Here is a 26,379-nt window from a genome sequence, read left to right on the forward strand (position 1 = left end):
CCGGGCTATTCGGCGGCCAGACGGGTCGCACGCCACTGGGTCAGCAAGGCGCGCAGGGCGGCGGGCTTCAGCGGTTTATTGAGCACGTGCACGTGCATCTCGGCGGCGGCGTCGCGAACCGTCGGCGTGCGGTCGGCGGTGACCAGGATTGCGGGCGTGGTCACTTCGGTCTTCCAGCGCAGAATCCTGATCAGATCGAGACCATCGCCCTCGTCGAGATGATAATCCGCGATGATGACGTCGGGCGCTAACTTGTGTGTCCTGATCGCCTCTTGGGCGCCATCGAGATCGGCGGCAACCCACACCTCGCAGCCCCAGCCGCTGAGCAGCAGGCGCATGCCTTCCAGGATGGCCGGCTCGTTATCGACGACCAGAACGCGCAGGTCCGCCAACACCGTCACCGGCGGCTTGGGCGGCTCGGGTGGGGAAGCGGAGGCGGGCAATGCGGCGACGACCGGCACGTCGACCCGGAATACCGACCCGTGCCCGGCCTCCGACCGCAGGGTTACCGGGTGACCGAGGACGCGGCAGATGCGTTCGACGATCGAAAGCCCGAGACCGACGCCGCGGGCGACCTTGGCACCCTGGTCCAGCCTCTGAAACTCGCGGAAGACGATGCGCTGCTTGGAAGGGGGGATGCCGAGGCCGGTATCCCAGACCTCGAGAATGAGATGGGATCCGCGTCGGCGCGTTCCCACGATCACGCGGCCGGCGGGGGTGTACTTGATGGCGTTGGAGACCAGGTTCTGCAGCAGGCGGCGAAGCAATCGACGGTCCGAGCGAACCGTCAGCGAGGACGGCACGAACCTGATATCAAGGCCCCGCTCGCGGGCAATCGGATCGAATTCCCGTTGCAATTGACGAAACAGTTCGTCGATGCGGAAACTCGACCATTGCGGTTTCATCGCGCCGGTGTCGAGACGCGAGATATCCAGAAGAGCGGTGAGAATTTCCTCGACCGCATCGAGCGACGCGTCGATGTTCTCGGCTAGCGTCGCATCGCCCGCATCTTTGTCGCGTTCCACGAGTGAACTTGCGTAAAGGCGCGCCGCATTCAGGGGCTGCAGAATGTCGTGGCTGGCGGCCGCGAGAAACCGCGTCTTCGAAATGTTCGCCTCGTCCGCATCGGCCTTGGCGCTGGTCAGTGCCTCGTTGAGCCGGGTCAACTGTTCGGTGCGCTCGCGTACCCGTTGCTCCAGCGTCTCGTTCGCACGGCGGCTTTCCTCCTCAGCCGCGACAGTGTCGGTCACGTCCGTGTAGGTGGTGACGAGACCACCATCCGGCAGCTGGTTCGATCGAATCTCGATCACTTTCCCGGAAGGGTTCAGCCGGAGACGGGCAGGTTCGAGATCGTGCAGGAACGCGTGGATGCGCGCGCCGACCAGTTCTTCCACGGCCCCGGGACCGTAGGAGCCACGGCTTGCGTTGAAATGAATGATGCTGTCCATCCCCACGCCGACGCGCACGAGATTGGGCGGCAGCTCGTAGAGATCGACGAAGGCCTGATTCCAGGCGAGCAGGCGCAGATCTCGATCGAGCACGGTGATGCCCTGCTCGGCGTAATTGATCGCGTGCTGGAGCAGATCGCGGCTGTGCTGGATTGCGGCTGAGGCGTCATCGAGGAGCCGGAGAGCGGCTTTCGTCGAAACGGCACGCCGGCGCAGGAGGAGCGACAGCGCCAGACGCGACGAGGCAGTACCGATGGCCGACGCCAGAAGATGCTCCGCATAGCGCAGCAGATGGACGTCCGCCTCCGCGCGGAGATCGAGCGCTTGCCCGCGGCTGTGGGCGAAACCCTCGAAGGAACGCGTGGTGCGTTCGTCGCCGAGATAGCGCGCCACGGTCGCCCGCAATTCATCCACGGTGACGCTCGGGCGGAACAGGCGGAAGCTCGGCGCAACCGAAACGTCGCTCTCGCCGACGAAGACATTCGCCTGGATGCGCTCCATGGCGGTGACCGGCCGCCACAGCGAGAAGACGATGTAGGTGAGGATGTTGAGCGTCAGGCTCCACACGACCCCGTGGGTGAGCTGGGGCAGGTCGACGGCGAAAAGCGAGGTCGGCTTGAGCGCGGTGATGCCGAACGGTCCCGTCACGACCACGTCGGACCAGAAAACCCCGTCCCACACCAGGCTGGGGAGCAGCAGCGTGTAGGCCCAGGTGACGAACCCGACCACCAGGCCGACGCTGGCGCCAAGCGCGGTACCGCGCGACCAGATCAGCCCACCCAGAAATGCCGGCGCTATCTGGGCGATGGCGGCGAATGACAGGAGCCCGATCGACGCCAGGGCGGCCTCGCCGGAGGCGCGATAATACGCGTAGGCGAGGAGAATGACGATGACGATGGAGATGCGGCGGACCCCGATCACGAAGCCGCCGAGATCGACGCCCGCGAAGGCGCGTCGGCGCAACACGATCGGCATGACGAGGTGATTTGAGATCATTATCGCGACGGCAACTGAATCGACGATCACCATGGCGGTTGCGGCCGAGAACCCGCCGAGGAACGCAATGATGGCGATGACGCCGGCATCATCGAACAACGGGAGTGCGAGCACCGTCATGTCGCGATCGACCGTGCCGCTGGGAAATATCAACATGCCGCCGAGGGCGATCGGGATGACGAAGATGTTGATGAGGACGAGATAGAGCGGGAAAAGCCAGGCTGCCCGCCTCACGTCCTCAATGGCGCGGTTCTCGACCACCGTCATGTGGAACTGTCGCGGCAGCAGCAGGGCGGCGCAGCTCGACAGCAGGATCAGCGTGATGAAACTGCCGAAGCCGGAGGTGCGTTCAAGCAGGCTTGTGCTGACTCCGCGAGCGTTGAGTTGCGCGACGATGTCGTCATAGCCGTCGAACATCACGAAGGTGACGTAGCTGCCGACCATCAGGAACGCGATGAGCTTGACGACCGATTCAAGCGAGATCGCCATCATCAGGCCGTCCTGGTGCTCCGTCGCATCGGTGTGACGCGTCCCGAAAGCGACCGCGAATCCTGCAAGCACCAGCGCGACGATCAGCGCCAGGTCGCCGAAAATGGGAAAACGCGGCGTGGCCGTCCCCGTCGCGGCGGTGAGGAACACGTTGAGCGAAGAAGACACTGCCTTGAGTTGCAGCGCGATGTAAGGGACCGAGCCGATCAGCGCGATCAGGCTCACGATGGCGGCGACGCGCTCGCTCTTGCCGTAGCGCGCCGCCACGAAATCGGCGATCGACGAAATGTTCTGGGTCTTGGCGACGCGGACGACGCGGGTGATGAGAACGTGCCCGAGACCGATGACGAGGATCGGGCCGATATAGATCGTCAGGAAGTCGAAGCCCGAGCGGCTGGCAAGCCCGACGGAGCCGAAAAACGTCCAGGATGTGCAATAGACCGCAAGGGACAACGCCGCGATGGTCGAGCGCGCCGGTCCCTTGACGATCCGCTGGCCGTTATTGTCGCCCCAATACGCAACCGCGAAAAGCAGGCACAGATAGACGAGCGCCGATAAAAATACCGCCCAGCCGGCAACCATGCCGTGTTCCTCAACCAAAATCAGGTTTCAGACTATCGGTTCGCGATGGCAAACGCCACAAGGGCCCTGTGTCACAGACCGCGATCCCATTCCGGCGACGGACTGAACCGCGCGGCCAGGAAGTCGATCACCACCCGCACCTTCGCGGGCGCCTGGCGTCCCGACGGGAGGACGGCGTAGACCCCCAATTCCGGCACAGCGTAGTCCGAAAGCACGCGAACGAGGGTGCCGTCGCGGAGGCTGTCGCCGACCAGAAAAGTCGGTTGATAAACGAGCCCCTGACCCGCAACGGCCGCCGCCAGAAGGGCGTCGCCGTTATTGGCCCGGAGATTTCCCGCAATCGGCACGATGTTCCCGCCGCCCTCGCCGAAAACCCACCGGCTGGCGCTCACGGCGGTCGGCAATGTGTAGCCGAGGCAGTTGTGCTGCGTCAGGTCTTCGGGCGTCCGCGGATTGCCGCGGCGCTCGAGATACGCGGGGGCCGCGCAGACGACGATCCGGCAGGGTGCGAGCTTGCGGACAACCAGGCTCGAATCCTGCAGCCGCCCAATGCGGATGGCCGCGTCCCATCCCTCGTCGATCAGATCGACATAGCGGTCCGCAAGGCCGAGATCGACCGTCACCGAGGGATAGAGACGGCTGAAATCGGCGAGGGCGGGCGCAACCTCGCGAAAACCGAAGGTGAGCGGAACATTGAGGCGCAGGGTGCCGCGGGGCTCGACCCGGTCGAGGCTTGCTGAGGCCTCGGCCTCGTCGATTTCGGCGAGGATGCGCTCGCTGGCGGCCAGGAATGTCCGACCGCCTTCCGTGAGCACGAGCTTGCGCGTCGAACGATGCAGCAGCTTGATGCCGAGGCGTGCCTCGAGGGCGGCAATGTGCTTGGTGACCATGGTCTGGGACAGGTCGAGCGCCCGGCCGGCAGCCGAGAAACTGCCCAGCGATGCGACCCGCACGAAAACCTGCATGCTGGTGACGCGGTCGAGCATCTCAATCTCGCAGTGTGAGCTGATATCCAGAAGGAGAGATTATCACGCGTTCAGTTTGAGGCGATAGGATTTCTCAACTGGAGGAAGTCTCATGATCGACACCCGCACCGCCCCTTACGCCGCCCTCATCCTTCGTGTCACGCTCGGCATCCTTTTTCTGGCCCATGCAGGGCTCAAGGTCTTCGTGTTCACGCCCGCCGGGGCGGCGCAGTTCTTTGGCTCGCTCGGCCTGCCGCCCGCGCTCGCCTATTTGACGATCCTCGTCGAGGCGGTTGGTGGCGCGGCCCTGATTGCCGGGTTCCACACCCGTTGGGTGGCGCTGGCCCTCGTTCCGGTTCTCGTCGGGGCGATCGTCACGGTGCACGGCCCGGCAGGCTTCTTCTTCACCAACCCGAAGGGCGGCTGGGAATATCTCGCCCTGTGGATCGTCGCGCTGGTGGCGCAGGCCCTGCTTGGGGACGGGGCCTATGCGGTTCGCTCCGGATCGGCGAGACTGTCCCGTCCGCTCTCCGCCGCATAAGGGACATGGCCATGGCTTCGACCGCCGCGTCTACCGGTTCCGCCGACCATCACCGCCCCATCGATCCGGGCGTCACGATCGGCCATGTCCACCTCAAAGTGGCCGACCTCGATCGCGCGCTCGCCTTCTATTGCGGTGTGCTCGGTTTCGAATTGGTGCAGCGCTACGGTTCGCAGGCCGCGTTCATTTCGGCGGGTGGGTACCACCACCACATCGCCCTCAATACGTGGGAGAGTAAGGGCGGCTCGCCGCCGCCTCCCGGCACGACAGGCCTTTATCACCTGGCGATTCTCTACCCGACGCGGGCGGCCCTCGCGGACGCGCTCCGCCGGCTGGCGGAGGCCGGGATCGCTCTCGACGGGGCGAGCGATCACGGCGTGAGCGAGGCACTGTACCTGCGCGACCCGGACCAGAACGGCGTCGAGTTGTACTGGGACCGTCCGCAGGCCGAATGGCCCAGGACCCCCGACGGCAAGCTGCAGATGCACACGCAGCGCCTGGACCTTCAGGAATTGCTGGCAAACCGCAAGGCTTGACGCAGGCCGAATTTTGTCCAGCTTTAGGTCATCGCCGCTGCGGGGGAGGGCCTGGGGATGCTGAACGAGTTCAAACAATTCGCACTTCGTGGGAATGTGGTCGATCTTGCCATCGGCGTGATCATCGGCGCGGCGTTCGGGAGGATCGTCGACTCGCTGGTCGGCGACGTCTTCATGCCGATCATCGGAGCGATTACCGGCGGCCTCGACTTCTCGAACTACTTCATTCCGCTTTCAGCGAACGTCACCGCAACGTCTCTCGAACAGGCGAAGGCCCAGGGAGCGGTGATCGCCTGGGGCAACTTCTTCACCATCGCGATCAACTTCCTCATCATCGCCTGGGTGCTGTTCATCGTGGTCAAGGCGATCAACAGGATGAAACGGAAGGAAGACGCCAAGGCCGCAGTTGCCGACAAATCGCCCGAGACCCCGGCCGACGTGAAACTCCTCACCGAAATTCGGGACCTTCTGAAGACCGGCCGCACGGTGTAACTGATCACTGAAGGCGATGGATTGGCGGTTTTCTTTTGATGGATATCGGCGGCTGACTTGGCTTAAACAGGCGTAGCGCACGCCTGTCTCAAGGAAGCTTCCGATGAACGTGACCCTGCCGATTTCCTCGTCGTTGCATCTTCGCCCGGAGGCGGAGCAGGCGCCAACCAGCGGAATCGTCGATGTCTTCAATTACGGCCGCCATCGCGAGGGCCTGATCCCCTTGTGGGTGGGCGAAGGAGACCTGCCGACCCCGTCGTTCATCTGCGAGGCTGCGACTCGCTCTCTCGCGGCCGGCGAAACCTTCTATACGTATCAGCGCGGCATTCCGGAATTGCGCCAGGCCCTCGCGCGCTATCATGAGCGGCTCTATGGCAGGCCCGTCGATGCCGAGCGCTTCTTCGTCACGTCGGGCGGAATGCCGGCGGCTCAGATCGCCGTTCGCATGGTGGCGGGAACCGGCGACGAGGTGCTGATCCCGACCCCCGCTTGGCCGAATTTTGCGGGCGCCATCACCGTCTCGGGCGCGCGTCCGGTCGGCGTGCCGATGAATTTCAGCGAAGCGGGATGGTCCCTCGACGTCGAGCGGCTGGAGCAGGCCATCACGCCCCGCACCCGCGCGTTCGTCATCAACTCCCCGGCCAATCCCACCGGCTGGACGGCAAGCCTTGCGGATCTCACAGCCGTGCTCGACATGGCCCGCCGTCACGACATCTGGATCATCGCCGATGAGATCTATGGACGGTTCGTCTACGATCCGGCGCTCACCATCGACGGGCGGACGCCGTCGTTCCGGGACGTGATGACGCCCGAGGATCGCGTGCTCTTCGTGCAGACCTTCTCCAAGAACTGGGCGATGACCGGCTGGAGGCTCGGATGGGTCGAGGCGGCGCCCGCTCTCGGCCAGGTCATCGAGAACCTCATCCAGTACCAGAATTCCGGCACACCGGTCTTTGTTCAGCGCGGTGGCGTCGCAGCCCTCGACGAGGGCGAGGCCTTCGTCGCGCATCAGATCGAACGCGCGCGGCAGGGCCGGGACATCGTGAGTCGCCTCACACACTCGGGTCTCGTTGACCTGCCGCCGCCGAGCGGCGCATTCTACGCCTTCCTGAGAGTGAAGGGCGGCAGGAGTTCGCAGGAAATCGCCACCCGCTTGATCGACGAGGCCAATGTGGGCCTCGCGCCCGGCACTGCGTTCGGTGCAGCCGGCGAAGGCTATCTGCGGCTGTGCTACGCGCGCAATCCGCAGATCCTCGAAGAGGCGGTTCAGCGGATCACAGCTGCGCTGCCAGGGTTAGCGAGCTGAAACCTTCCGACTCAACAACCGCAGGGCACCTGCGCAATCCACGCATTTGACCATTGGCGCGGGGCGGTCCAATGAGCGCGCGCGGACTTTCCCGCGCCGCATCCATTTGTCCATGCGCCTCATCCTCGCTCACTTGGCCCAGATCCTTGTCGCCGGCCTCGGCGGCCTCCTCTTTCACAGCCTCGGCGTTCCCGCCGCCTGGTTGTCGGGCTCGGCTATCGCGGTGGTGCTGTGGGGGTTGACCGGATGGGCCGTGCTCATGCCGAAGGCGCTCACGGATCTGGCGATGCTGGTGTCGGGCGCCACCATGGGCGCCGCCGTGACGCCTGCTGCCATCGCGGCGATTTCGCGCTATCCGGCCAGTCTCCTGCTTCTGGTCATTGGAGTCGTAGCAATCTCGGCAGGGTCGGCATTCTGGCTGACCCGGGTCTCGGGCTGGCGCAAGGATGATGCGGTGCTGGCTTCCGTCCCCGGCGCATTGTCAACCGTCATGGCGGTTGCGGCCGACCGCAATGCGTCAGTCGGGCCCATCGCGATCGTTCAGAACATGCGGCTTTTCGCGCTGATCGCTCTGTTGCCGAGCGCGATCGTGCTGTCCGGGAGCGGCGTGCATACGGGAGCGCTGATCGGGCAGGGGCTCCCTATCGAAAGCCCCGGCTCCATGGCTTTCGTGCTTCTTGGCGGTCTGGTGATCGGCACATTGCTGGCCCGGCTGAACGTGGCGGCGCCCATCCTGCTCGGCGCGACGTTGGTGAGCACGATCAGCCACGCAACCGAATTCGCCAGCGGCGTCATTCCGCCCGTCATCGCGACGATGGGTCTGGTCCTGATCGGAATCTTCATCGCCGAGCGTTTCCGCAACCTTGATCCCGCCACCATCCGGCCGGCGCTCATGGCCGGGCTGTCGTCCTTTGCCATAGGGATGGGGATCGCCGCCGCTTTCGCAATTCTTGCTTCGTGGGCGTCCGGCGTCACGTTCGCCGACAGCCTGATCGCCTTTGCGCCCGGGGGGCTTGAGGCCATGACGGTGCTGGCGCTGATTTTGGGTCTCGATCCGCTCTATGTGGGCATCCACCATCTGGTCAGGTTCGTGGGCATCGGCCTCACGGTGCCGTTCGTCGTGGCGTGGCTTCAGCGCCGCGACCGGCCCAAGAGCCGTGACATCATCACCTAGAGCCTGATCCGGCGAAGTGGATACCGGTTCACGGAGAGATCATGCGCCAAAGCAAAGCGATAGAGCCGGATCAGATTCGAAGAAACTGAATCCGACTCTAGAGTTTGCCCCGCAGCCGCTCCACCGCTTCCATGCGCGGCTTCGCGCTGTTCCACAGGCGCTTCGTGACGGCCGCGATCAGGGCCTCGGTGAGGAGCAGAAGGCCCGCCGAGGAGTCCCAGTTGGATGGTGCCGTCACATGCGCGGGCAGCACGTGGCTGGCGACGCGGGCGATCGGCGACAGCCAGGGGTCGGTCAGCAGAACCACCGTCGCCCCTTGCTTGGCGGCGGTCTCGCAGAGGGCGATCACATCCTCCTGGTAGCGGCGGATGTCGTAGGCGACGATGACGTCCTTCCGGCCGATCTCGATCATGCGGTCGCGCCAATGGGCGGGTTGGCCGTCGATAAAGTCCACATGGCTGCGCACGATGCGAAAATGGCTCTCGGCGTAGCGCGCCAAGGCGCCGGTAAAGCGGCCGCCGGTAAAGTGCAGGTGCCGGCGCTGCTCGCTCAACAGGGTCACCACCGAGTCGAATTCGGCCGGCGCGATGTTCTCCACCGTTGCCCGCAGATTGGCGGCCACGGCGTCCGCAAATGACGCAAGGGCAGGCGCTCCGTGGCCGCGCGCTGGCGGATGGGCCTTGGCGAGGGGCGAGAGCAACTGCGCCTCGAGCTCCTCGCGCAGGTGTTTCTGGAAATCCGGAAATCCGCCAAAACCGAGTCGGGTCACGAACCGAAGCACCGACGGGGCCGAGATGCCGGCGCGGGCGGCGAATTCCGCAACCGTGTCGAGACCCGCAAAAGGATAGTGGCTGAGCAGGACGTGAGCAGCCCGCTTTTCGCTTGGCGTAAAGGATTGCATGTCGTTGCGAATGCGCTCCGCGAGGCTCGATGCATCTGTCGAAATCGTCCGCGCCCTGTCGCTCATACCGGTTCTATCCACAGCCATCCTTGACGGACGCCAAAACCTGTATCAAAAATTCCAGAATAAGAAAAACGAGAACTTACGTACCGGACGTTCAAGGTAGCCCACCAGCCGGAGAGCAGATGGAAGACCGCATGTCGGATCCAAGTCGCGGCGACAATGCCGGGACCAGCGCGGGCTGGGGTCCGGTCACCCGGGTTGAGAATCCTGACGGGCAGTCGCCGATCCTGCTGATCTGCGAGCATGCATCGAATGCGATTCCGGCGCGTTACGGGGATCTGGGTCTCGGGCTGCCGGAGCGCGAAAGCCATATCGCGTGGGATCCCGGCGCGCTCGGGGTGGCGCGCGGGTTGTCGCGGCTGCTCGATGCGCCGCTCGTTCACGCGACCGTGTCACGCCTTGTCCTCGATCTCAATCGCGACCCGTCGGCGCCTGATTCCATCCCGACGGTCAGCGAGCGCACGACGATTCCCGGCAATCTCGATCTCGACCCGGCGGAGCGCGCGTTTCGGGCGCGCGAAGTTTACGCGGCGTTCCACGGGAAGGTCGACGCCTTCGCCGAGATGCGCCTTGCCTCAGGGCGGCTGCGCGCTGTCGTCTCCGTTCATTCCTTCACGCCGATCTATCGCGACGTTCCCCGCCCGTGGGATATCGGCCTGATCTTCGATGCGGATGCGCGCTATGCGCGCACCGTCGAGATGGGCTTGAAGCGCGATGCGAGGCTGACGATCGGCATGAACGAACCCTATTCACCGGCCGATCGGGTGTTTCACACCCTTGAGCGCCATGCAGTACGGCGCGGATTGGCGCCGCTGATGATCGAGATCCGCAACGACCTGATCCGCACAGAAAACGGACAATCGTCGTGGTCGAATCGTCTCGCACCCCTGTTGAGGGACGGGGTGCCGACGTCGTGACAGCGGCCATGGCGCAGGGTGCGCCGTGGCTCTTTGAACAGATGACTTCGTGGAGGAAGTTTCATGACGGTTGGACAGGGAAGTGCCGGGGTTCACGCCCCGCCCGCAGGCACCCAAGGTGCTGCGGGCATTACTTATACGACGGTTGACGACACCTATTTCGAGGCAAGGCGACTGAAGCGGTATGCCCGCGTGTGGTCGCTCTGGGCGCTGGGCGTCGGCGCGGTTATCTCCGGGCATTACTCCGGGTGGAATCTTGGCCTCTCGCAAGGCTTTGGTTCGATGTTCTTCGCGACCATCATCATCGCCATCATGTATCTCGGCTTGACATTCTCGCTGGCCGAAATGTCGCCGGCTTTGCCGCATACCGGCGGCGCCTATTCGTTCGCCCGCACATCGATGGGTCCATGGGCGGGCTATATCACGGGCATTGCTGAAAACATCGAGTTCGTGCTCACGCCGGCCGTGATCGTGTTCTTTATCGGTTCGTATCTGACCGGGATCTTCGGCACGGATCCGAGCTTCCAGCCGGTTTACTGGATCGTCTGTTACGCGTTGTTCGTCGGCCTGAACGTCATTGGTGTCGAATTGTCGTTCAAGGTGACGGTGACGGTCACGGTTCTGGCGCTTGCGTGTCTTGCGGTGTTCTACCTGTCGGTGATCTTCTCCGGCAAGTTCGACTTCTCGCGCTGGGCGCTCAACATGGGCCCCGGCGGCGTCGAACTCCCCAATGGCGGCGGGCCTTTCCTGCCCTTCGGCGTTGCGGGCATCTTCGCGACCTTGCCGTTTGCCGTCTGGCTCTTTCTCGCCATCGAGCAATTGCCGCTGGCGGCGGAGGAATCGCACGATCCGCAGCGGGACATGCCCAAGGGAATCATCGCCGGCATCCTGACGCTGATCGTATCGGCGTTCCTGGTGATCTTCCTGAACACCGGGATCGAGGCGGGCGCCGTTGGCTATGCCAAATCGACGGAGCCGCTGCTTGACGGTTTCCGCGCCCTGTTCGGCTCGGACATCGCCAAGATCCTCGCGGCCGTGGCGGTGATCGGCCTGATCGCATCGTTCCATACGATCATCTTCGCCTATGGCCGGCAGATCTACTCGCTCTCGCGGGCGGGCTATTTTCCGGCCTTCCTGTCCGTGACCCACGGCACGCGCAAATCGCCGCACGTGGCGCTGATCGCGGGCGCGGTTCTCGGACTTGCGGTGATGATAATCACCTGGTTCTCGTTCGGAGCGGATGCGGGCGGCGCCGCCATCGGCGGCACCTTGCTCAACATGGCGGTCGCCGGCGCCATGCTCGCCTACTTCATGCAGGGCATGTCCTACATCGTCCTGAAAAAGAAGTTCGCGTTTCTCCACAGGCCCTACACGAGTCCTTTCGGTATCGCGGGCGCGGCGATCTGCATGATCATCGCGGCCGTGACGTTGTACTTCCAGTTGACCGATCCGGTGTTTCGGGCGGGCGTGATCGGTGTCGTGATCTATTATGCGATCATGATGGCGTATTTCCTGCTCTGGGGCCGGCACAAGCTCATCCTCTCGCCGGAGGAAGAGTTTGCGCTGACCAAGGGCGAGTCCGAATACAAGAGTCATTAGGGCGCGATGCCGAAAGCGCTCCAGACTCTTGAAATCGATCACGTTCCGTGAATTCGGACCAACTGGTCCAAGCTCACCGTGATCTCGTGCAATCCGGGAGCGCGCCTCGCGCGCTCCCATTTCCCTAGCGTGTCAGGTTGCCCGCATGAACACTCCCAAGATCAAAACGGCCGCTGATGCGGCAGCCTATGTGCGAAGCCGCGATCTGCCGTTCGTCAAGATCGGCATCGTGGATATCGATGGAATCATGCGCGGCAAGTACATGGCGCGCGACAAGTTCGAATCCGCGCTGACCGGTGGCTTCGGCATGTGCGATGTGGTGCTGGGTTGGGATTCCAACGATCAGCTCTACGACAACACGACGCTCACCGGCTGGCATACGGCCTACCCGGACGCCGCCGCCCGCATCCTGCCTGAGACGATGCGGTTGATCCCGTTCGAGAACGACCTGCCGTTCTTTTTGGCGGAGTTCGAGGGATATGCGGAGGCGGCCTGCCCGCGCGGTGTTCTGCGGCGGGTGCTCAAGAAGGCGGAGGAGATGGGATTCGCGGTGTCGGCTGCGGCCGAATTCGAGTTCTTCGTCTTTGACGAGACGCCGCATTCGGTGCGTGAAAAAAATTATCGCAACCTGAAGACGATCACCCCGGGCTTCTTCGGCTATTCGGTTTTGCGCTCCGGCGTCCACTCGGATTTTTATCATGAGCTTCTCGATCTCGGTCACAAGATGGACTTCGAGATCGAGGGCCTGCACACGGAAACTGGACCGGGCGTTCTCGAGGCAGCCATCCGCGTCGACGATGCGCTGAAAGCCGCCGACAAGGCGGCCTTGTTCAAGACTTTCACCAAGATCCTCGCGCAGCGACGTGGCTGGATGGCGACCTTCATGGCAAAATGGTCGCGCGACTGGCCCGGACAATCCGGCCATTTGCACACCTCGCTGCGCGATATCAAGACCGGCAAGGGCGCGTTCTACGATGCCTCCGCGCCCCACCACATGTCCGACGCCATGCGCTGGTTCGTCGGTGGACAGCAGCAGCTCATGCCCGAAACGCTCGCGATGGTGGCGTGCACGGTCAACAGCTACACGCGGCTCATTCCCGGTTTCTGGGCGCCGACGGATTCCGCCTGGGGCGTCGAAAACCGCACGACCGCTCTGCGGGTCATTCCGGGTTCGGAAAAATCGCAGCGGGTCGAATACCGCGTGGCGGCAGCAGACATCAATCCCTACATCGCGCTCGCGGCCGCGATCGGTTCCGGCCTGTGGGGCATCGAAAACAGAATCGAGCCGGGCGATCCGATTCAGGGCAATGCCTACGCGGTGGAGCATCCGAAGGAGCGTGCGCTGCCGCGTTCGCTCGGCGAAGCGGCAGGGCGCCTCAGGGCTTCGAAACCCGCACGCGAGCTGTTTGGCGACACGTTTGTTGACCATTATGTCGCAACGCGCGAATGGGAGGAGCGCGAAGCCCGCAAGGCCGTTACAGATTGGCAACTCGCTCGCTATTTAGAGATCATTTAGAAGCATCATCATGGCTGAAACCGATATCGTTTGCATTTCCCCGATCGACGGACGCGAGCTGGTTCGTCGATCCCTCATGGCCGAGAGCGCCATCGATGCGGCAATCGCCGCAGCGCGAAAAGCACAGAAGGATTGGCGCGCCGTGCCGATCGCCGAGCGCGCGGCCAAGGTTGGCGCCTTTCTCGATGCGCTGCTGGCGATGAACCAGGAAGTGGTGCCCGAGATCGCCCAGCAGATGGGCCGTCCGGTGCGCTATGGCGGCGAGTTCGGCGGCGTGGAAGAGCGCGCGCGCTACATGATGCGCATCGCCGAAGACAGCCTCAAGCCGATTCCGGCCGAGAACCAGAAGGCCGGCTTCCGGCGCATGATCAAGCGCGAGCCCGTTGGCGTCGTGCTGGTGATCGCACCGTGGAACTACCCCTATCTCACGGCGATCAACACCATCGTGCCGGCGCTGATGGCGGGCAACGCGGTGCTGCTGAAACATGCCTCCCAGACCTTGCTCGCCGGCGACCGTTTCCAGATGGCGGCGGACAGGTCGGGTCTGCCCAAGGGCCTGTTCCAGAATCTCGTGCTGAGCCACGACCAGACAAGCCGCATTCTCGGCGCCGGTCTCGTGGACCATTGCAACTTCACCGGCTCGGTCTCTGGCGGGCGGTCGATCGAGCGCGCGGCGGCCGGTTCATTCACCTCGCTCGGCCTCGAACTCGGCGGCAAGGACCCGGCTTATGTGCGCGCCGATGCGAATATCGATCATGCGATCGAGAACCTCGTCGACGGCGCCTTCTTCAATTCGGGCCAGTGCTGCTGCGGTATCGAACGCATCTACGTGCACGAGAAACACTATGACGCGTTTGTCGTGGGCGCCGTCGAGCTGGTCAACAAATACGTTCTCGGCAACCCGCTTGATGAAAAGACCACGCTCGGCCCGATGGCGCATAAACGCTTCGCCGATCTGGTGCGAGGGCAAAATGCCGAGGCCGTCGCCAAGGGCGCAAAAGCGCATATCGACACGGCCCGCTTCGCCGCGGATGTCGGCAACACCGCCTATCTGGCGCCGCAGGTGCTGACCGGAGTCGATCATTCCATGAGCGTGATGCGTGACGAAAGTTTCGGCCCCACGGTCGGCATCATGAAGGTGGCGAACGACGAGGAGGCGATTCGTCTCATGAACGATTCGCCCTACGGTCTTTCGGCCGCGATCTGGACTTCGGATGTGGATGCAGCCGAGTCGATCGGCGATCGTCTCGAGACCGGCACCGTCTTCATGAACCGCTGCGACTATCTCGATCCCGCGCTCGCCTGGACCGGCGTGAAGGAGACGGGACGCGGCGCGAGCCTGTCGCGACTGGCCTATGAATCACTGACCCGCCCGAAATCCTTCCACCTGCGCCACGACATTTGAGACAGATGATGACCGCTTCTCCACGCTCCAACTGGAACTACCCGAACCCCATCCGTTTCGGCGCCGGCCGGATTTCCGAACTCGCGGAAGCGTGCCGCGCTGTCGGTCTTTCGGCTCCGCTCATCGTGACCGATCCGTTTCTTGCAACGCAGCCGATGACGAAAGCGGCGCTCGACCAGCTCAAAGCCGCCGGTCTCAAGGCCGCGCTGTTCAGCGAGATCAAGCCGAACCCGGTCGAGACGAATATCTACAAGGGCCTCGAGGCGCTGAAAGCCGGCAAGCATGACGGCGTCGTCGCGTTCGGCGGCGGCTCGGCGCTCGATGCGGGCAAGGTCATCGCGTTCATGGCCGGGCAGACCCGCCCGATGTGGGATTTCGAGGATGTGGGCGACTGGTGGACCCGCGCCGACCCGAAAGGCATCCTGCCGATCATTGCCGTGCCGACGACGGCAGGTACCGGCGCCGAGGTCGGACGTGCGGGCGTCATCACGCAGGAAGCGACGCACACCAAGAAAGTCATCTTCCATCCGCTGATGATGCCGAAGATCACGATCTGCGATCCCGCACTCACCGTCGGCATGCCGCCTCACATCACCGCAGGCACCGGCCTCGACGCCCTGGCCCATTGCATCGAAGCCTATTGCGCGCCGGGTTATCACCCGATGGCGGATGGCATCGCGGTCGAGGGCATCCGGCTCGTGAAGGAATACCTGCCGCGCGCCTACAAAAACGGCAACGACATCGAAGCGCGCGCCAACATGATGTCGGCGGCCGCCATGGGTGCGACCGCGTTCCAGAAAGGCCTGGGCGCGATCCACGCGCTGTCACATCCGCTCGGCGCGCTCTACGATACGCATCACGGCCTCACCAACGCGGTCTTCATGCCGTATGTGCTGGTCTATAACCGCGAAGTCATCGCGCCAAAGATCGAACGACTGGCGGCCTATATCGGTCTGGAGCCGACCTTCCAGGCCTTTCTCGATTGGGTGCTGAAGCTGCGCAAGGATCTGGGCGTCCCGCACACGCTCGAAGGCCTCAAGGTCGACAATACGCGCTTCGACGAAATGTCCACCATGGCGCCGCAGGATCCGACAGCCGGCGGAAACCCGGTTCCCATCAACAAGGACAGTGCACGCAAGCTCTATGAAAACGCTCTCGCTGGACGAGTGTAAGTCCCGGAGCATCAGAAACGAGCGCTGAAGAGACGGCACCGCTGGGTTGACCAGCGGTGCGATGTTTGCCGTCCACTCCGCGAGCGATTACGTGGCGGTGCCGAGACGCTTCGCCAGAACGTCCCACAGGGCCTTGCTCTGAAAGTTCGGGATCGTGATGTCGGCCCCGGCACGCGTCATGTCGGCCGCGGTCAATCCGGTCAGGATTCCAAAGGAAAAGAGCCCCGCGCCTTTTGCGGCTTTCATCCCGGAGGGAGAGTCCTCGAACGCAATCGCCTGGTCCGCCGCGAGCCCGAGTCGATCGAGTGCGGTGAGGTAGGGAAGGGGATCCGGCTTCCCGCGGCTCACATCATCCCGGGTGATCTTGACGGTAAAGCGGTCCGTCAAGCCCATGGTGTCGAGCATATGGGAGGCGTTGAGGCTCGGCGCATTGGTGACGAGGGCAATCTTGACCGTGTAACGGTCGGCCCAGTCGAGCAGATCGAGAAGCCCCTCGAGCGGCTTGAGGTCGGAGGCCAATCGGCGAAAGGCAGCCTCCTTCAGATCCGCGAACGTTTCGTGATCCGTGACAGGCCGGCCGGGCAGCAGCGTTGCGAAAATCGACTCATTGGTGCGGCCGATGATGGTGTTGCGATAGACCTCGTCGTCAATCGACACGCCTTCGGGGCCGAGAACCTCCGCAAAAGCGCGCAGATGGACAGGGTCGCTGTGGACCAATGTGCCATCCATGTCGAAAATCAGGGCTTTCAGCGTCATGGCGTCTCGTATCAGAAAAATCGGAAGGGCGGAGCAACGCGCGAAACCCAGACCCGGCACGACAGAAAAACTGCCCGTTGGATTTGCGGGTCCCCTTTATAGATAATCATGCGCACGATAAACCTGCGCTGAACACGGTTTCAGGCCCCCGGAATGATCGCCACACCGCGTTCAGGCGTGAGCGAGATCGCCACGCGGGTGCCGGTCGGAATGGGATCCCGGCTGCCGTACTGGACGACGAAAAGATTGCCCACGGGAGTCTCGACTTCATATTCCATCTGAGTCCCGAGATAGGACGCTTTGGTGACGGTGCCGGCAACAGATCCGGCCGTCGATGCAGTCTCGTTGAGCACGACAGCGTCGGGACGGACCGCCAGCTTCACCGGTCCGGGTTTTACGCCGCGGTGCGGAAGCCGAACGCTCAATCCACCGATCTGCACACGCGCATGGGCGCCATCCGGCTCGCCCAGGATCCCCGTCAGGATATTGGCATCGCCGATGAAATCCGCCACGAAGAGATCGGCGGGTTCCTCGTAGAGTTCGCGCGGCGAACCGGTTTGGGCGATCCGCGCATTCGACATCACGATGATATGGTCGGAGACGGCCAGCGCCTCCTCCTGGTCGTGCGTCACATAGGCGACAGTCAGGTTCAGGCTCCGCTGCAATTCGCGGATGTCCTCGCGCACGCGACGGCGCAGCTTCGCGTCGAGATTCGACAAAGGCTCGTCGAAGAGCAGAACCTGAGGTTCGAGCACCAGCGCGCGCGCCACGGCAACGCGCTGCTGCTGGCCGCCGGAAAGCTCCGATGGCGAACGCCGCTCGAGGCCCGACAACCCGATCAGCGCAAGTTTCTCCATCGCCATCGCCTGCGCGTCCTTCTTCGACGCCCCCTGGACGGATGGACCGTAGGCGACGTTTTCGAGAACCGACATATGCGGGAATAGCGCATAGGACTGGAACACCATGCTGACGTCGCGATCGGCTGCCGAAAGGTTCGTCACATCGCGACCGCCGATGAGAATTTGGCCCGCGCTTGCCATCTCGAGTCCCGCGATCATGCGGAGCGTCGTGGTCTTGCCGCAGCCCGATGGCCCCAGCAACGTGACCAGCTTGCCCGGCTCGATCGTGAAGGACACGTCGTCGACGGCGGTGACATCGCCATAGCGCTTGGTCACGTTGCGAAACTCGACGGACGCCGCCTTCTTGGTGGACGGGGCGCTGCGGGAGAGCGAGGCGGTCTGGGTCATCTGGTTCATGGTATGGCTTGAACAGCGAGTGCGGGAGCGTTCGCGCTGGCAGTGCGGCGTCCGAGGCGCCGCTCGCCGACAACGAGCTGGATCATCGTGATGGCGATCAGCATCACGATGATGAGAACGGTGGAGTAGGCAATGGCAAGGCCGAACTCGCCCGCTTCAACGCGGCCGACGATATAGGCGGTCGCCATGTTGTATTCGGCAGTGACGAGGAAGATCACGGCGCTGACCGCCGTCATTGCGCGGACGAAGGAATAGACCAGAGACGCGACGATAGCCGGGCGCAGCAACGGCAGCACAATGCGGCGCATGGTCGTGGCCGAACGCGCGCCGAGGGTAAGCGATGCCTCATCGAGGCTTTTGTCGATCTGACTCAAGGTGGCGATGCCCGAGCGGACGCCGACCGGCATGTTGCGGAAGACGAAGCACATGACCAGGATGAATCCGGTGCCGGTGATCTCGATGGGCGGCACGTTGAAGGCGAGGATATACGAGACGCCGACAACCGTTCCGGGAATTGCGAAACTGAGAAGCGTTCCGAACTCGAACAGTCGCTGCCCCTGGAAGCGCTGGCGCGTCAAAAGATAGGCGGTCAGGATTCCGATAGCCGCCGTCAGCGGCGCCGAGATCGCCGCGACCTTCATGGTGGCGAAGAACGAATCCCAGGCCGATCCGGAAAAATAGATGCCCCACTCCGAGCGCTCGATGCGGAACGCCGTGAGATAGTGATCGAAAGTGGGCGAGTAGTCGCGGCCCATCGAACGAACGAAACCGCCGATCAGGATAATCGCATAGACGATCACCGTGAAGAGGGCCCATGGAATCGCCGTCAAATAGGACGCCAGGGCGACCCGGCGCGGCAACGGCAGCGGGATGCCGGAATCACCCTTGCCGGTGACGGTGGTGTAGACTTTCTTGCCGAGCCACGCGTGTTGGAGCCAGAAGGCGCCGAGCGTGAAGGCGAGCAGGATGATCGACAGGACGGCAGCTCGCCCCTGATCCTGCTGTGCGCCCACAACCGCGAAGAAGATCTTGGTCGACAGAACCTCGAAATTGCCCCCGAGCACGAGCGGATTGCCGAAATCCGCGAGGCTCTCCACGAAACCGAGCAGGAACGCATTGGCGAGTCCGGGACGCATCAGCGGCAAGGTCACCATCAGGAACGTCGTCCAACTCTTGGCGCGCAAGGTCTGCGAGGCTTCCTCAAGGGTCGGGCTGATGCCCTGGACGACCCCGATCAGCACGAGGAACGCAATCGGCGTGAATGCGAGAAGCTGCGCGATGAAGACACCCGGCAAGCCGTAAATCCAGCGGGAGCGCGGCACGCCGAACCAATCGAACAGGAGGGCCGAGGCCGCACCCGAGCGGCCGAACAGCAGGATCAACGCGAGACCGATGACGAACGGGGGCGTGATGATCGGCAGCACGCTCATGACGCGCAGCAGCTTCTTGTAGCGAAAGCTCGTGCGCGTGGCGATCAACGCGAAGGAAAGGCCGAGAGCGGTCGTGCCGAACGCCACGAGGACGCCGAGGAACAGGGTGTTCCAGGCCACCCCGCAGCGCAGGTCGCCCTTAAGGCAATCCAGGCCCCAGATCGAGTGATCGAAGAACTTCACGACAAATTGAGCCGGAGCAAAATTGCCGCGGTCATCGCCGAAGGCGCTGGCGAGGATCGTCGATACGGGAAAGAAAACGAACACGGCGATCAGCGCGATGACGACGCCGATGGAGGAGGTCACGAAGGCATCGCCCCGGCACCATCCGCGCGCTGCAAGGCCGTGGCAGAGGATGATCAGGAACGCCGTTGCGGTGAGTGCGGCGCCGTAGCCCATTCCCTCCTGGCGGGGGCCGGGTTCGCCGAAGATCGCCTTCAGGAAATCCATGGTCCAGCCGTTGAGGCCGATGGTGAAGCCCTGGATGACGATGAGTGCGAGACCGGCTACTCCGGCAGCGACAAGCCAGTCGCTATGCGACGCGCTGGCGCCCGGCGCAACCGGTCGCAACGTCATCAGCAGCGGAACGACGATCGGCAGGAGCCACCAGGCGCCCTTTAGGCCGAGCACGAGGCCGGAACCGCCGATAAAGTAATCGCCGAGACCGGGAGCGAACCCGCTATCGAAGCCGTACCATGGCAGGAGAGCGAAGCCGACCCAGCTCAGGACAATCCAGCCGAGTGTTGCCCGTGCCATATTGATATACTCGCGTGACGCGCAGGAATCGCCCGGAACCGGAAAGCGGCGCCTTGGGTCGTCCTACTTGTGCTCTGAACCCGGTAAAAAGCGGCGAGGCGAATCCGCCCCGCCGCAGATGATCGAAGCTGCTATTTCGGCAGATTCTTGACCTCATTGTCCCACTTGGACAGAAGCCGCTTCCGCTCGTCCGACGAGCCGTATTTGGCGAAATCGAAATTGATCAGCTTGATCTCTTCGAGCTTTGGAGCCTCCGGCGGGACCGGCGTGCTCTTGTTGGACGGCACCTGGTAGGATTTTGCTTCCGCGCCGAGCTTCTGCGCTGCCGGCGTCAGAGCCCAATCGTAGAATTTCTTCGCGTTGTCCTGGTTCTTGCCGCCCTTGATGATCGACATGGAACCGATCTCATAGCCGGTGCCCTCGCAAGGTGCGACGACCTTGATGGGCGCCTTGTCGACGACCATCGTGACGATGTCGTGCATGAAGGCGATGCCCACGGTGGTCTCGCCGAGCGCCATGGCCTTCGCCGGCGCCGCTCCCGACTTGGTGTATTGATTGATGTTCTTGTGCAGGGCCTTGAGGTAGTCGAAACCCTTCTCCTCGCCCATCAACTGAACGATCGTGGCCAGCAGGGTGTAGGCTGTACCGGACGAATTCGGGTCCGCCATCTGGACCTCGTCCTTCAGCTTGACGTTGAGGATGTCAGCCCAGCATTTCGGCTCCGGGATGCCTTTCGATTTGAGCAGCTCGGTGTTGTAGCCAAACCCGAGAGCGCCCGAATAGACGCCGATGGTGCGCTTCTTGGCCTGTTCCCACTGGCGAAGGGCCCAGGGTTGAAGCTCGCTGTTCTTGGGCGACGTGTAGTCGACCGTCAGACCTTCCTCGGCAGCCTGCATGTGCGGATCGCCGGTGCCGCCCCACCAGATGTCGGCGCGGGGATTGGCGCTTTCGGCCTTTACCTGAGCGTAGATTTCGCCGGAACTTTTGCGGGTCATCGAAACCTTGATGCCCGTCTCGCGCTCGAAAGCGCTCGTCATCGCGCGGCACCATTCCTCCTGGACGGCGCAATACATGACGAGGGCACCCTGGGCCTGCGCCGCCCCCGCGGACATGAAGGACATGACGGTGGTGGCGCCCGCCAGCATGGTCGCGGCGACGAAATTCTTCTTTAACTTCATGTTGTTCTCCCTATGTCGTTTCTTGACGTTTTTATGCTTGGCTGGCTAAGCTCTATGTTATGCGATTGCAGGTCAAGAGGCTTGCAAAAATTTGGGCATGTCCCGCATCGTCAATTCGGCTCCTTGCCGATCCCTGTTGCGGCCATCACCGCCTCGGCCAGCTCCGGTGTGCAGGCGAGAACGGGATTGCCGCTTCTGAGGCCGTCTTTCGCCAGAAAATTGTTGGTCCATCCGCCCGCCTCCTCGACGAGAAGGAGAGCCGCCAACGCGTCCCAGGAATTGATGTGTAGTTCGCAATAGGCATCCACGCGCCCGTCGGCCACATAGGCCAATCCCAACGTGCCGGAGCCCGCGCGCCGGACATTGACGCCCGCTTCCTTGAGCCTCTCGACAAGCGTGACATAGGATTCGGCGGGGAGCCGGGACGACCAGCCCGCCTCGACGGTGGCGTGACTGATCTGCGCAAGACCGCTGACGCGAATGGCTTCGCCGTTCAGCGTAGCTCCACCGCCCCGCGAGGCGGCATAAAGCTCGTCCTGCATCACGTTGTAGACGATTCCGATCTCGGTGCGGTTGTCCCGCACGAAAGCGATCGAAATCGCGAAATGAGGGATCCCCCGGGCAAAATTGGCCGTTCCGTCGATGGGGTCGACGACCCACACATCCCGCTCGAACGAGCCGCCTCCCTCTTCGCCAAAAAAGGAGTCGTCGGGGACAAGATGGGCCAGGCGACGGCGGATCAGGTTCTCGACCTCGGAATCGGTGGCGGTGAGAAAGTCCTGGTGGCCCTTCATGTCCGGACGCTGCGAGCGCGGCCGTTCCAGAAACCGGCGGCGCGCCAGCATCCCAGCCTCGCGGGCGATGGCGCAGGCGATCGCAATTCGTGTGTCCAGGCCGTCGGTCATTATGATCGTCTCGCTCTGAAAGGGCGCGAACAGCCGGCGGCGTTGCCGAACATTCACATTTTCCGGTTTACAACTGTGTCGGAGGCTGGGGCTCGAATGTGAAAACACTTCTCCGGCGCTTAGAATTGATCCTTTATTAGCCGGCTTCAATCAACTAACTTTCGCCACCCCGAAGCAGGAATCCCCACCCCATCGAATGGCGCGCGCACAAAAAGATCGTTTCAATCAGGTTGCAGCCCTTCCTTTCCGCGTGCGGAACGGCACGCTGGAGGTGCTTCTCGTGACGTCACGGGAGACCAAACGGTGGCTCATTCCGAAAGGCTGGCCGATGAAAGGCAAGAAGGCCTACAAGGCCGCGGCCCAGGAGGCTTTTGAGGAGGCCGGTGTCAAAGGGACTGTCGGACAGGTCGCCATCGGGCATTACGATTACTGGAAGCGGCGAGCTGAGCATTTCGATCTCTGTCGCGTTCAGGTCTATCCGCTCGAGGTCTCGAAGCAGTTGAAGAAATGGCCGGAGAAAGGCCAGCGTGACTATCGCTGGTTCGAGGTCGAGGAAGCTGCACAGCAGGTTCTCGAACCCGCGCTCGCCGCCGTGATCCGCGCCCTGCCGCTTCATGTGCAGTCGACGCCCACTCCGGCACTTCCCGCCTTGACGGTGTGACGAGCAGCCGGCGCGGCAGCTTTTCCTTACGAAACCGGGAACACAATTCCCTTCAGGCTTTTCATTAGCGAGGCGGAGGCGCGCGGCGCCGTGCGATCATTGCTAGGAGGGAAGCGAAATGAGGGCCCTGTGCTGGCACGGAAAAGGCGATATCCGGTGTGACACGGTTCCGGATCCCGAAATCGAGGATGCGCGAGACGCAATCATCAGGATGACGAGTTGCGCGATCTGTGGCTCGGATCTCCACCTTTACAATCACTTCATTCCGGGAATGAAGGATGGCGACATCATGGGCCATGAGTTCATGGGGGAGGTGGTCGAAATTGGTTCGAGCGTCAGCAACCTGAAGGTCGGGGACCGGATCGTGGTGCCTTTCACCATCATCTGCGGCGAATGCGAACAATGCCGGCGCGGGAATTTTTCCGTCTGCGAGCGCACCAACCGCAACGCCAGTCTGGCCGCCAAGGCCTTCGGGCATACGACCGCCGGCCTCTTCGGGTACACGCATCTCACCGGGGGCTATGCCGGAGGGCAGGCGGAATATGTGCGCATCCCCTATGCCGACACCACGCATGTGAAGGTGCCCGAGGGCCTTACCGACGAACAAGTGCTTTTCCTCGGCGATATCTTTCCGACCGGCTGGCAGGCGGTCGTCCAATGCGACATCCAGCCGTCGGACACGGTTGCCATATGGGGTTGCGGCCCCGTGGGCCAGATGGCGATCCGCAGCGCCATCCTTCTCGGTGCAAAGCAGGTGGTGGCGATCGACTGTGTGCCCGAGCGCCTCAGCATGGCGCAAGCGGGCGGCGCGACGACCATCGATTTCGACGAGGAAAGCGTCATCGAGCGCCTGAACCAATTGACCAACGGCAAGGGTCCGGAGAAATGCATCGATGCGGTCGGCCTCGAGGCCCACGCGACGCGGAGCATCGATTCCGTGGTCGACCGCGCAAAGCAGGCGGTCATGCTGGAGAGCGACCGTCCGCACGTGCTGCGGGAGATGTTCTATGTCTGCCGGCCGGCCGGTGTCGTCTCGGTGCCCGGCGTCTATGGCGGTCTTATCGACAAGATTCCATTCGGCGCGGTCATGAACAAAGGACTCACCATCCGCACCGGGCAAACGCATGTAAACCGCTGGACCGAGGATCTCCTGCGGCGCATCCAGGAAGGGCAGATCGATCCTTCATTCGTGATTACTCACACGGTCGGTCTCGATGACGGACCTGAAATGTATGAGACGTTCCGCGACAAGAAGGACGGCTGCATCAAGGTCGTTCTCAAACCCCATTGAGGTTCCAGAAATGCCGCATCACCAAGAAGCGCATCGCCCAGCCGCGGACACGGTCGCACGAGGTCTCGGATGGTTCAGCCTCGGTCTCGGGGCCGTGGAGTTGTTGGGCGCCAAAAGTCTCGCCCGGTGGATGGGACTCGACAAGCACGAGGCGTTAATCCGCGCCTATGGCGCGCGCGAGATCGCAACGGGGATCGGCCTCCTGACCTCGCGAGATCCAGGGCCGTGGATGTGGGGACGCGTTGGGGGCGATGCACTCGACCTCGCGATTCTTGGCACGGCGCTCTCGGACAGGGATGCGGAGACGGATAGGGTCGTGTTCGCGACGGCGGCCGTTGCAGGCGTCACGGTCATCGATGTCCTGTGCGCGCAATCGCTTGATGCCAGCCGGCGGAACGAAAGCGATCGGCATTGGGACTATGGGGATCGCAGCGGTCTGCCTCGCTCGCCGACGCAGATGCGCGGTGTCGCTCGTGACTTCGAAGTACCGCGTGACATGCGGATCCCCGAGGCCCTGCGCCCCTACGATCAGGCGCAGCGGCGGCCCTTGTGAGCCGGCAGGCGTCTTAAGGAGCGCAGGTCAGCGGCACGAGCGCCGATGCCCAGAACGCCGCGATATGCGCAGCGCTGCGAGCGTTTTCCGCTTTTGTGCCGTCGCCCAGGCCCGGAATCGCCGCCGCGAGGTCTCGGGACGGGACGACCGAATAGCGGCGGGTTGTCGTGATGCCCGCCACCTTGCGTCCGTCGTCCGAAACCGGACCGACAATGCCCACGAGACGATTGCTGCCATCGAGAACCGGCGCGCCGCTGGCTCCCGGCTGAAGGGGCGCCGTGAACGATTGTCCCTCTGACATCGTTCCAGGCATGACCGACAGAGTCGGACGGCCGGTTTCCATCGTGTAACCGACGACAATAATCGACTGGTCGGGTGTTGCATCAGCGGCTCCGAACGACGCCGTCGCTGCGGAAAGATCGCGCGGAAGTTCGATCGTGAGCCAGCCTCTGGCCTGCGGTTGCTGCGAGCCGCCAACGGCAACCTCGCCGACGCGCAACTCACGGCAGGAATCCAGCGTCGCCGTCGTGATGACGCGGCGCGGCGTGACGGCGATCCCGGTTCCGATCAGGCGGCGACCGCTCGGCGGGGAGGTCACGGCTTGCGCGGACGGGGGCACCGGTATCGCCACCGCAGACGCAACGGGGGCGGTGGCGCCAAAGGCTTGGAAGCTGTTGGCGATGGCGACGACGAGGCGATCGAATTGCGGCGCCAGCGCCTTGTCGTAGCCGATGGAGAAGCCGCGCAGGTCGGAACCAGCCGCATCGTAGCGCGTGTAGAATTTTCCGGTTGCCGTTTCACCGGCCACCACCGAGAAATCCGGGCGCAGGACCTTGTAGGTGATGATCCGCCCTGGAATCTGGAGCGCGAGATTTCTGTCGTATAGAGATGCCAGCGTGGCGTTCGGCGGCGCCCTCCGGGTATCGAGAGTCACCCTCCCGTCCGTGCTTTGCCACCGGCTGCCGCCGCTCGGATTGATGTCCGTCTTGGGCAAAAGGCCTGCAGGAACGCCAATCCGTGCGCCCGTTTTCGGATCGTCCACGATGGTAAAACCAACCGCGCTCCTGGCGCGTTGCGCCGACGCCTGCAGATCGGCGCGCTCGGTCGGGCTCAAGATCCCGCTCGGGGGCGTCCGCTTGCTTTGCTGAAAGGCCGCGACGGCATCGAAGGTTTGTCGCCCGAACACGCCATCGGCGGCACCGCTATAGGTGGTTCCGGCCCAGATCAGCGCTTCCTGCATGGCCTTTCGATCGGCCTCCGGCAGCGCCTCGAACGCCGCGCGAGCGGCGACGAGATTGGTACTTGCCAGGGCGGCCCGCCCAAGTGGCTCCTGCGCACTCGCGCCTTGAAAGGTCGGGACCGCCAGCACCGTCGCGATCACCGCGCCGACGACGGATTGTTTCCAGGCGACGATACGGCTCATGTCAGCTTTCCCCCAGCCGCACCTTCACAAACCTGCCGTCAGGAAGCCAGAACAATCGTGCGGTGAAA

Annotated in this window: 22 protein-coding genes; 13 read left to right on the plus strand and 9 right to left on the minus strand. The window is 63.3% G+C overall.

What is annotated here, in order from left to right:
• Positions 1 to 5 precede the first annotated feature (5 nt).
• Together FEZ63_RS16315 and FEZ63_RS16320 are read right to left on the minus strand one after the other, a co-directional pair.
• Positions 6 to 3,515 carry a PAS domain-containing hybrid sensor histidine kinase/response regulator gene (locus FEZ63_RS16315; RefSeq protein ID WP_150946370.1) on the minus strand — a complete coding sequence of 1,170 codons (3,510 nt, stop codon included), beginning with the start codon at positions 3,513 to 3,515 and terminating at the stop codon, positions 6 to 8.
• A gap of 71 nt (positions 3,516 to 3,586) precedes the next feature.
• Complete coding sequence (locus FEZ63_RS16320; RefSeq protein ID WP_150946372.1) at positions 3,587 to 4,501, minus strand: LysR family transcriptional regulator; 915 nt, start codon at positions 4,499 to 4,501, stop codon at positions 3,587 to 3,589.
• A 91-nt stretch (positions 4,502 to 4,592) separates the two neighbouring features.
• Here FEZ63_RS16320 and FEZ63_RS16325 point away from each other — a divergent pair, with 91 nt between their 5' ends.
• From FEZ63_RS16325 to FEZ63_RS16345, 5 genes are all read left to right on the plus strand, one after another.
• Positions 4,593 to 5,021, plus strand: a complete 429-nt coding sequence (locus tag FEZ63_RS16325; protein ID WP_150946373.1) for a DoxX family protein — start codon at positions 4,593 to 4,595, stop codon at positions 5,019 to 5,021.
• A gap of 11 nt (positions 5,022 to 5,032) precedes the next feature.
• Positions 5,033 to 5,557, plus strand: a complete 525-nt coding sequence (locus tag FEZ63_RS16330) for a VOC family protein (RefSeq protein WP_150946375.1) — start codon at positions 5,033 to 5,035, stop codon at positions 5,555 to 5,557.
• Positions 5,558 to 5,614: 57 nt separating this feature from the next.
• Positions 5,615 to 6,049 (plus strand): large conductance mechanosensitive channel protein MscL, encoded by a 435-nt coding sequence (gene mscL / locus FEZ63_RS16335; RefSeq protein ID WP_150946377.1) that lies wholly within the window; start codon positions 5,615 to 5,617, stop codon positions 6,047 to 6,049.
• Between the two features lie 103 nt (positions 6,050 to 6,152).
• A complete protein-coding gene (locus tag FEZ63_RS16340; protein ID WP_150946379.1) occupies positions 6,153 to 7,355 on the plus strand; it encodes a pyridoxal phosphate-dependent aminotransferase in 1,203 nt (400 codons plus the stop codon).
• A gap of 112 nt (positions 7,356 to 7,467) precedes the next feature.
• A complete protein-coding gene (locus tag FEZ63_RS16345) occupies positions 7,468 to 8,529 on the plus strand; it encodes an AbrB family transcriptional regulator (RefSeq protein WP_150946382.1) in 1,062 nt (353 codons plus the stop codon).
• A gap of 97 nt (positions 8,530 to 8,626) precedes the next feature.
• Here FEZ63_RS16345 and FEZ63_RS16350 read toward each other — a convergent pair whose 3' ends face one another.
• Positions 8,627 to 9,496, minus strand: a complete 870-nt coding sequence (locus FEZ63_RS16350) for a MurR/RpiR family transcriptional regulator (RefSeq protein ID WP_150946384.1) — start codon at positions 9,494 to 9,496, stop codon at positions 8,627 to 8,629.
• Positions 9,497 to 9,627: 131 nt separating this feature from the next.
• On the opposite strand from FEZ63_RS16350, the gene FEZ63_RS16355 reads away from it, so the two are divergent.
• From FEZ63_RS16355 to FEZ63_RS16375, 5 genes are all read left to right on the plus strand, one after another.
• Positions 9,628 to 10,410: an N-formylglutamate amidohydrolase gene (locus FEZ63_RS16355; protein WP_150946386.1), complete on the plus strand. Its 783-nt coding sequence runs from the start codon at positions 9,628 to 9,630 to the stop codon at positions 10,408 to 10,410.
• A gap of 63 nt (positions 10,411 to 10,473) precedes the next feature.
• Positions 10,474 to 12,009: an amino acid permease gene (locus FEZ63_RS16360; RefSeq protein WP_150946388.1), complete on the plus strand. Its 1,536-nt coding sequence runs from the start codon at positions 10,474 to 10,476 to the stop codon at positions 12,007 to 12,009.
• A gap of 145 nt (positions 12,010 to 12,154) precedes the next feature.
• A complete protein-coding gene (locus FEZ63_RS16365) occupies positions 12,155 to 13,525 on the plus strand; it encodes a glutamine synthetase family protein (protein ID WP_150946390.1) in 1,371 nt (456 codons plus the stop codon).
• A gap of 10 nt (positions 13,526 to 13,535) precedes the next feature.
• Positions 13,536 to 14,930, plus strand: coding sequence for an aldehyde dehydrogenase family protein (locus FEZ63_RS16370; protein ID WP_150946392.1), 1,395 nt, complete (start codon positions 13,536 to 13,538; stop codon positions 14,928 to 14,930).
• 8 nt (positions 14,931 to 14,938) lie between these two features.
• Positions 14,939 to 16,102: an iron-containing alcohol dehydrogenase gene (locus FEZ63_RS16375; RefSeq protein ID WP_420846289.1), complete on the plus strand. Its 1,164-nt coding sequence runs from the start codon at positions 14,939 to 14,941 to the stop codon at positions 16,100 to 16,102.
• An 87-nt stretch (positions 16,103 to 16,189) separates the two neighbouring features.
• Here FEZ63_RS16375 and FEZ63_RS16380 read toward each other — a convergent pair whose 3' ends face one another.
• From FEZ63_RS16380 to FEZ63_RS16400, 5 genes are all read right to left on the minus strand, one after another.
• Positions 16,190 to 16,858, minus strand: coding sequence for an HAD family hydrolase (locus tag FEZ63_RS16380; RefSeq protein ID WP_150946396.1), 669 nt, complete (start codon positions 16,856 to 16,858; stop codon positions 16,190 to 16,192).
• 140 nt (positions 16,859 to 16,998) lie between these two features.
• Positions 16,999 to 18,105, minus strand: a complete 1,107-nt coding sequence (locus FEZ63_RS16385) for an ABC transporter ATP-binding protein (RefSeq protein WP_150946453.1) — start codon at positions 18,103 to 18,105, stop codon at positions 16,999 to 17,001.
• 5 nt (positions 18,106 to 18,110) lie between these two features.
• Positions 18,111 to 20,300 (minus strand): ABC transporter permease, encoded by a 2,190-nt coding sequence (locus tag FEZ63_RS16390; RefSeq protein ID WP_150946398.1) that lies wholly within the window; start codon positions 20,298 to 20,300, stop codon positions 18,111 to 18,113.
• A 131-nt stretch (positions 20,301 to 20,431) separates the two neighbouring features.
• Positions 20,432 to 21,478 (minus strand): ABC transporter substrate-binding protein, encoded by a 1,047-nt coding sequence (locus tag FEZ63_RS16395; RefSeq protein ID WP_150946400.1) that lies wholly within the window; start codon positions 21,476 to 21,478, stop codon positions 20,432 to 20,434.
• A 110-nt stretch (positions 21,479 to 21,588) separates the two neighbouring features.
• On the minus strand, positions 21,589 to 22,383 hold the full coding sequence (locus FEZ63_RS16400; protein ID WP_201274181.1) for an inositol monophosphatase family protein: 795 nt from the start codon (positions 22,381 to 22,383) through the stop codon (positions 21,589 to 21,591).
• Positions 22,384 to 22,579: 196 nt separating this feature from the next.
• On the opposite strand from FEZ63_RS16400, the gene FEZ63_RS16405 reads away from it, so the two are divergent.
• The 3 genes from FEZ63_RS16405 (at position 22,580) to FEZ63_RS16415 (ending at position 24,888) form a co-directional block, all read left to right on the plus strand.
• Positions 22,580 to 23,044 (plus strand): NUDIX hydrolase, encoded by a 465-nt coding sequence (locus tag FEZ63_RS16405; protein ID WP_150946402.1) that lies wholly within the window; start codon positions 22,580 to 22,582, stop codon positions 23,042 to 23,044.
• A gap of 118 nt (positions 23,045 to 23,162) precedes the next feature.
• Positions 23,163 to 24,335, plus strand: coding sequence for a zinc-dependent alcohol dehydrogenase (locus FEZ63_RS16410; protein ID WP_150946404.1), 1,173 nt, complete (start codon positions 23,163 to 23,165; stop codon positions 24,333 to 24,335).
• Between the two features lie 10 nt (positions 24,336 to 24,345).
• The gene (locus FEZ63_RS16415) at positions 24,346 to 24,888 is read left to right on the plus strand and encodes a cyclase dehydrase (protein WP_150946406.1); all 543 of its coding nucleotides are present in this window, start codon (positions 24,346 to 24,348) and stop codon (positions 24,886 to 24,888) included.
• Between the two features lie 13 nt (positions 24,889 to 24,901).
• On the opposite strand, the gene FEZ63_RS16420 is transcribed toward FEZ63_RS16415, so the two are convergent.
• Entirely contained in the window at positions 24,902 to 26,311 is a 1,410-nt protein-coding gene (locus FEZ63_RS16420; protein ID WP_150946408.1) for a peptidoglycan-binding protein, read from the minus strand.
• Positions 26,312 to 26,379: the final 68 nt, after the last annotated feature.

The sequence above is a fragment of the Microvirga brassicacearum genome (assembly GCF_008757455.1).
Lineage (GTDB): Bacteria > Pseudomonadota > Alphaproteobacteria > Rhizobiales > Beijerinckiaceae > Microvirga > Microvirga brassicacearum.

Coding starts and splice junctions, on each gene's coding strand:
- FEZ63_RS16315 (WP_150946370.1), bottom strand. CDS start 3,515: ATGGTTGCCGGCTGGGCGGTATTTTTATCGGCGCTCGTCTATCTGTGC.
- FEZ63_RS16320 (WP_150946372.1), bottom strand. CDS start 4,501: ATGCTCGACCGCGTCACCAGCATGCAGGTTTTCGTGCGGGTCGCATCG.
- FEZ63_RS16325 (WP_150946373.1), top strand. CDS start 4,593: ATGATCGACACCCGCACCGCCCCTTACGCCGCCCTCATCCTTCGTGTC.
- FEZ63_RS16330 (WP_150946375.1), top strand. CDS start 5,033: ATGGCTTCGACCGCCGCGTCTACCGGTTCCGCCGACCATCACCGCCCC.
- mscL (WP_150946377.1), top strand. CDS start 5,615: ATGCTGAACGAGTTCAAACAATTCGCACTTCGTGGGAATGTGGTCGAT.
- FEZ63_RS16340 (WP_150946379.1), top strand. CDS start 6,153: ATGAACGTGACCCTGCCGATTTCCTCGTCGTTGCATCTTCGCCCGGAG.
- FEZ63_RS16345 (WP_150946382.1), top strand. CDS start 7,468: ATGCGCCTCATCCTCGCTCACTTGGCCCAGATCCTTGTCGCCGGCCTC.
- FEZ63_RS16350 (WP_150946384.1), bottom strand. CDS start 9,496: ATGAGCGACAGGGCGCGGACGATTTCGACAGATGCATCGAGCCTCGCG.
- FEZ63_RS16355 (WP_150946386.1), top strand. CDS start 9,628: ATGTCGGATCCAAGTCGCGGCGACAATGCCGGGACCAGCGCGGGCTGG.
- FEZ63_RS16360 (WP_150946388.1), top strand. CDS start 10,474: ATGACGGTTGGACAGGGAAGTGCCGGGGTTCACGCCCCGCCCGCAGGC.
- FEZ63_RS16365 (WP_150946390.1), top strand. CDS start 12,155: ATGAACACTCCCAAGATCAAAACGGCCGCTGATGCGGCAGCCTATGTG.
- FEZ63_RS16370 (WP_150946392.1), top strand. CDS start 13,536: ATGGCTGAAACCGATATCGTTTGCATTTCCCCGATCGACGGACGCGAG.
- FEZ63_RS16375 (WP_420846289.1), top strand. CDS start 14,939: ATGACCGCTTCTCCACGCTCCAACTGGAACTACCCGAACCCCATCCGT.
- FEZ63_RS16380 (WP_150946396.1), bottom strand. CDS start 16,858: ATGACGCTGAAAGCCCTGATTTTCGACATGGATGGCACATTGGTCCAC.
- FEZ63_RS16385 (WP_150946453.1), bottom strand. CDS start 18,105: ATGACCCAGACCGCCTCGCTCTCCCGCAGCGCCCCGTCCACCAAGAAG.
- FEZ63_RS16390 (WP_150946398.1), bottom strand. CDS start 20,300: ATGGCACGGGCAACACTCGGCTGGATTGTCCTGAGCTGGGTCGGCTTC.
- FEZ63_RS16395 (WP_150946400.1), bottom strand. CDS start 21,478: ATGAAGTTAAAGAAGAATTTCGTCGCCGCGACCATGCTGGCGGGCGCC.
- FEZ63_RS16400 (WP_201274181.1), bottom strand. CDS start 22,383: ATGACCGACGGCCTGGACACACGAATTGCGATCGCCTGCGCCATCGCC.
- FEZ63_RS16405 (WP_150946402.1), top strand. CDS start 22,580: ATGGCGCGCGCACAAAAAGATCGTTTCAATCAGGTTGCAGCCCTTCCT.
- FEZ63_RS16410 (WP_150946404.1), top strand. CDS start 23,163: ATGAGGGCCCTGTGCTGGCACGGAAAAGGCGATATCCGGTGTGACACG.
- FEZ63_RS16415 (WP_150946406.1), top strand. CDS start 24,346: ATGCCGCATCACCAAGAAGCGCATCGCCCAGCCGCGGACACGGTCGCA.
- FEZ63_RS16420 (WP_150946408.1), bottom strand. CDS start 26,311: ATGAGCCGTATCGTCGCCTGGAAACAATCCGTCGTCGGCGCGGTGATC.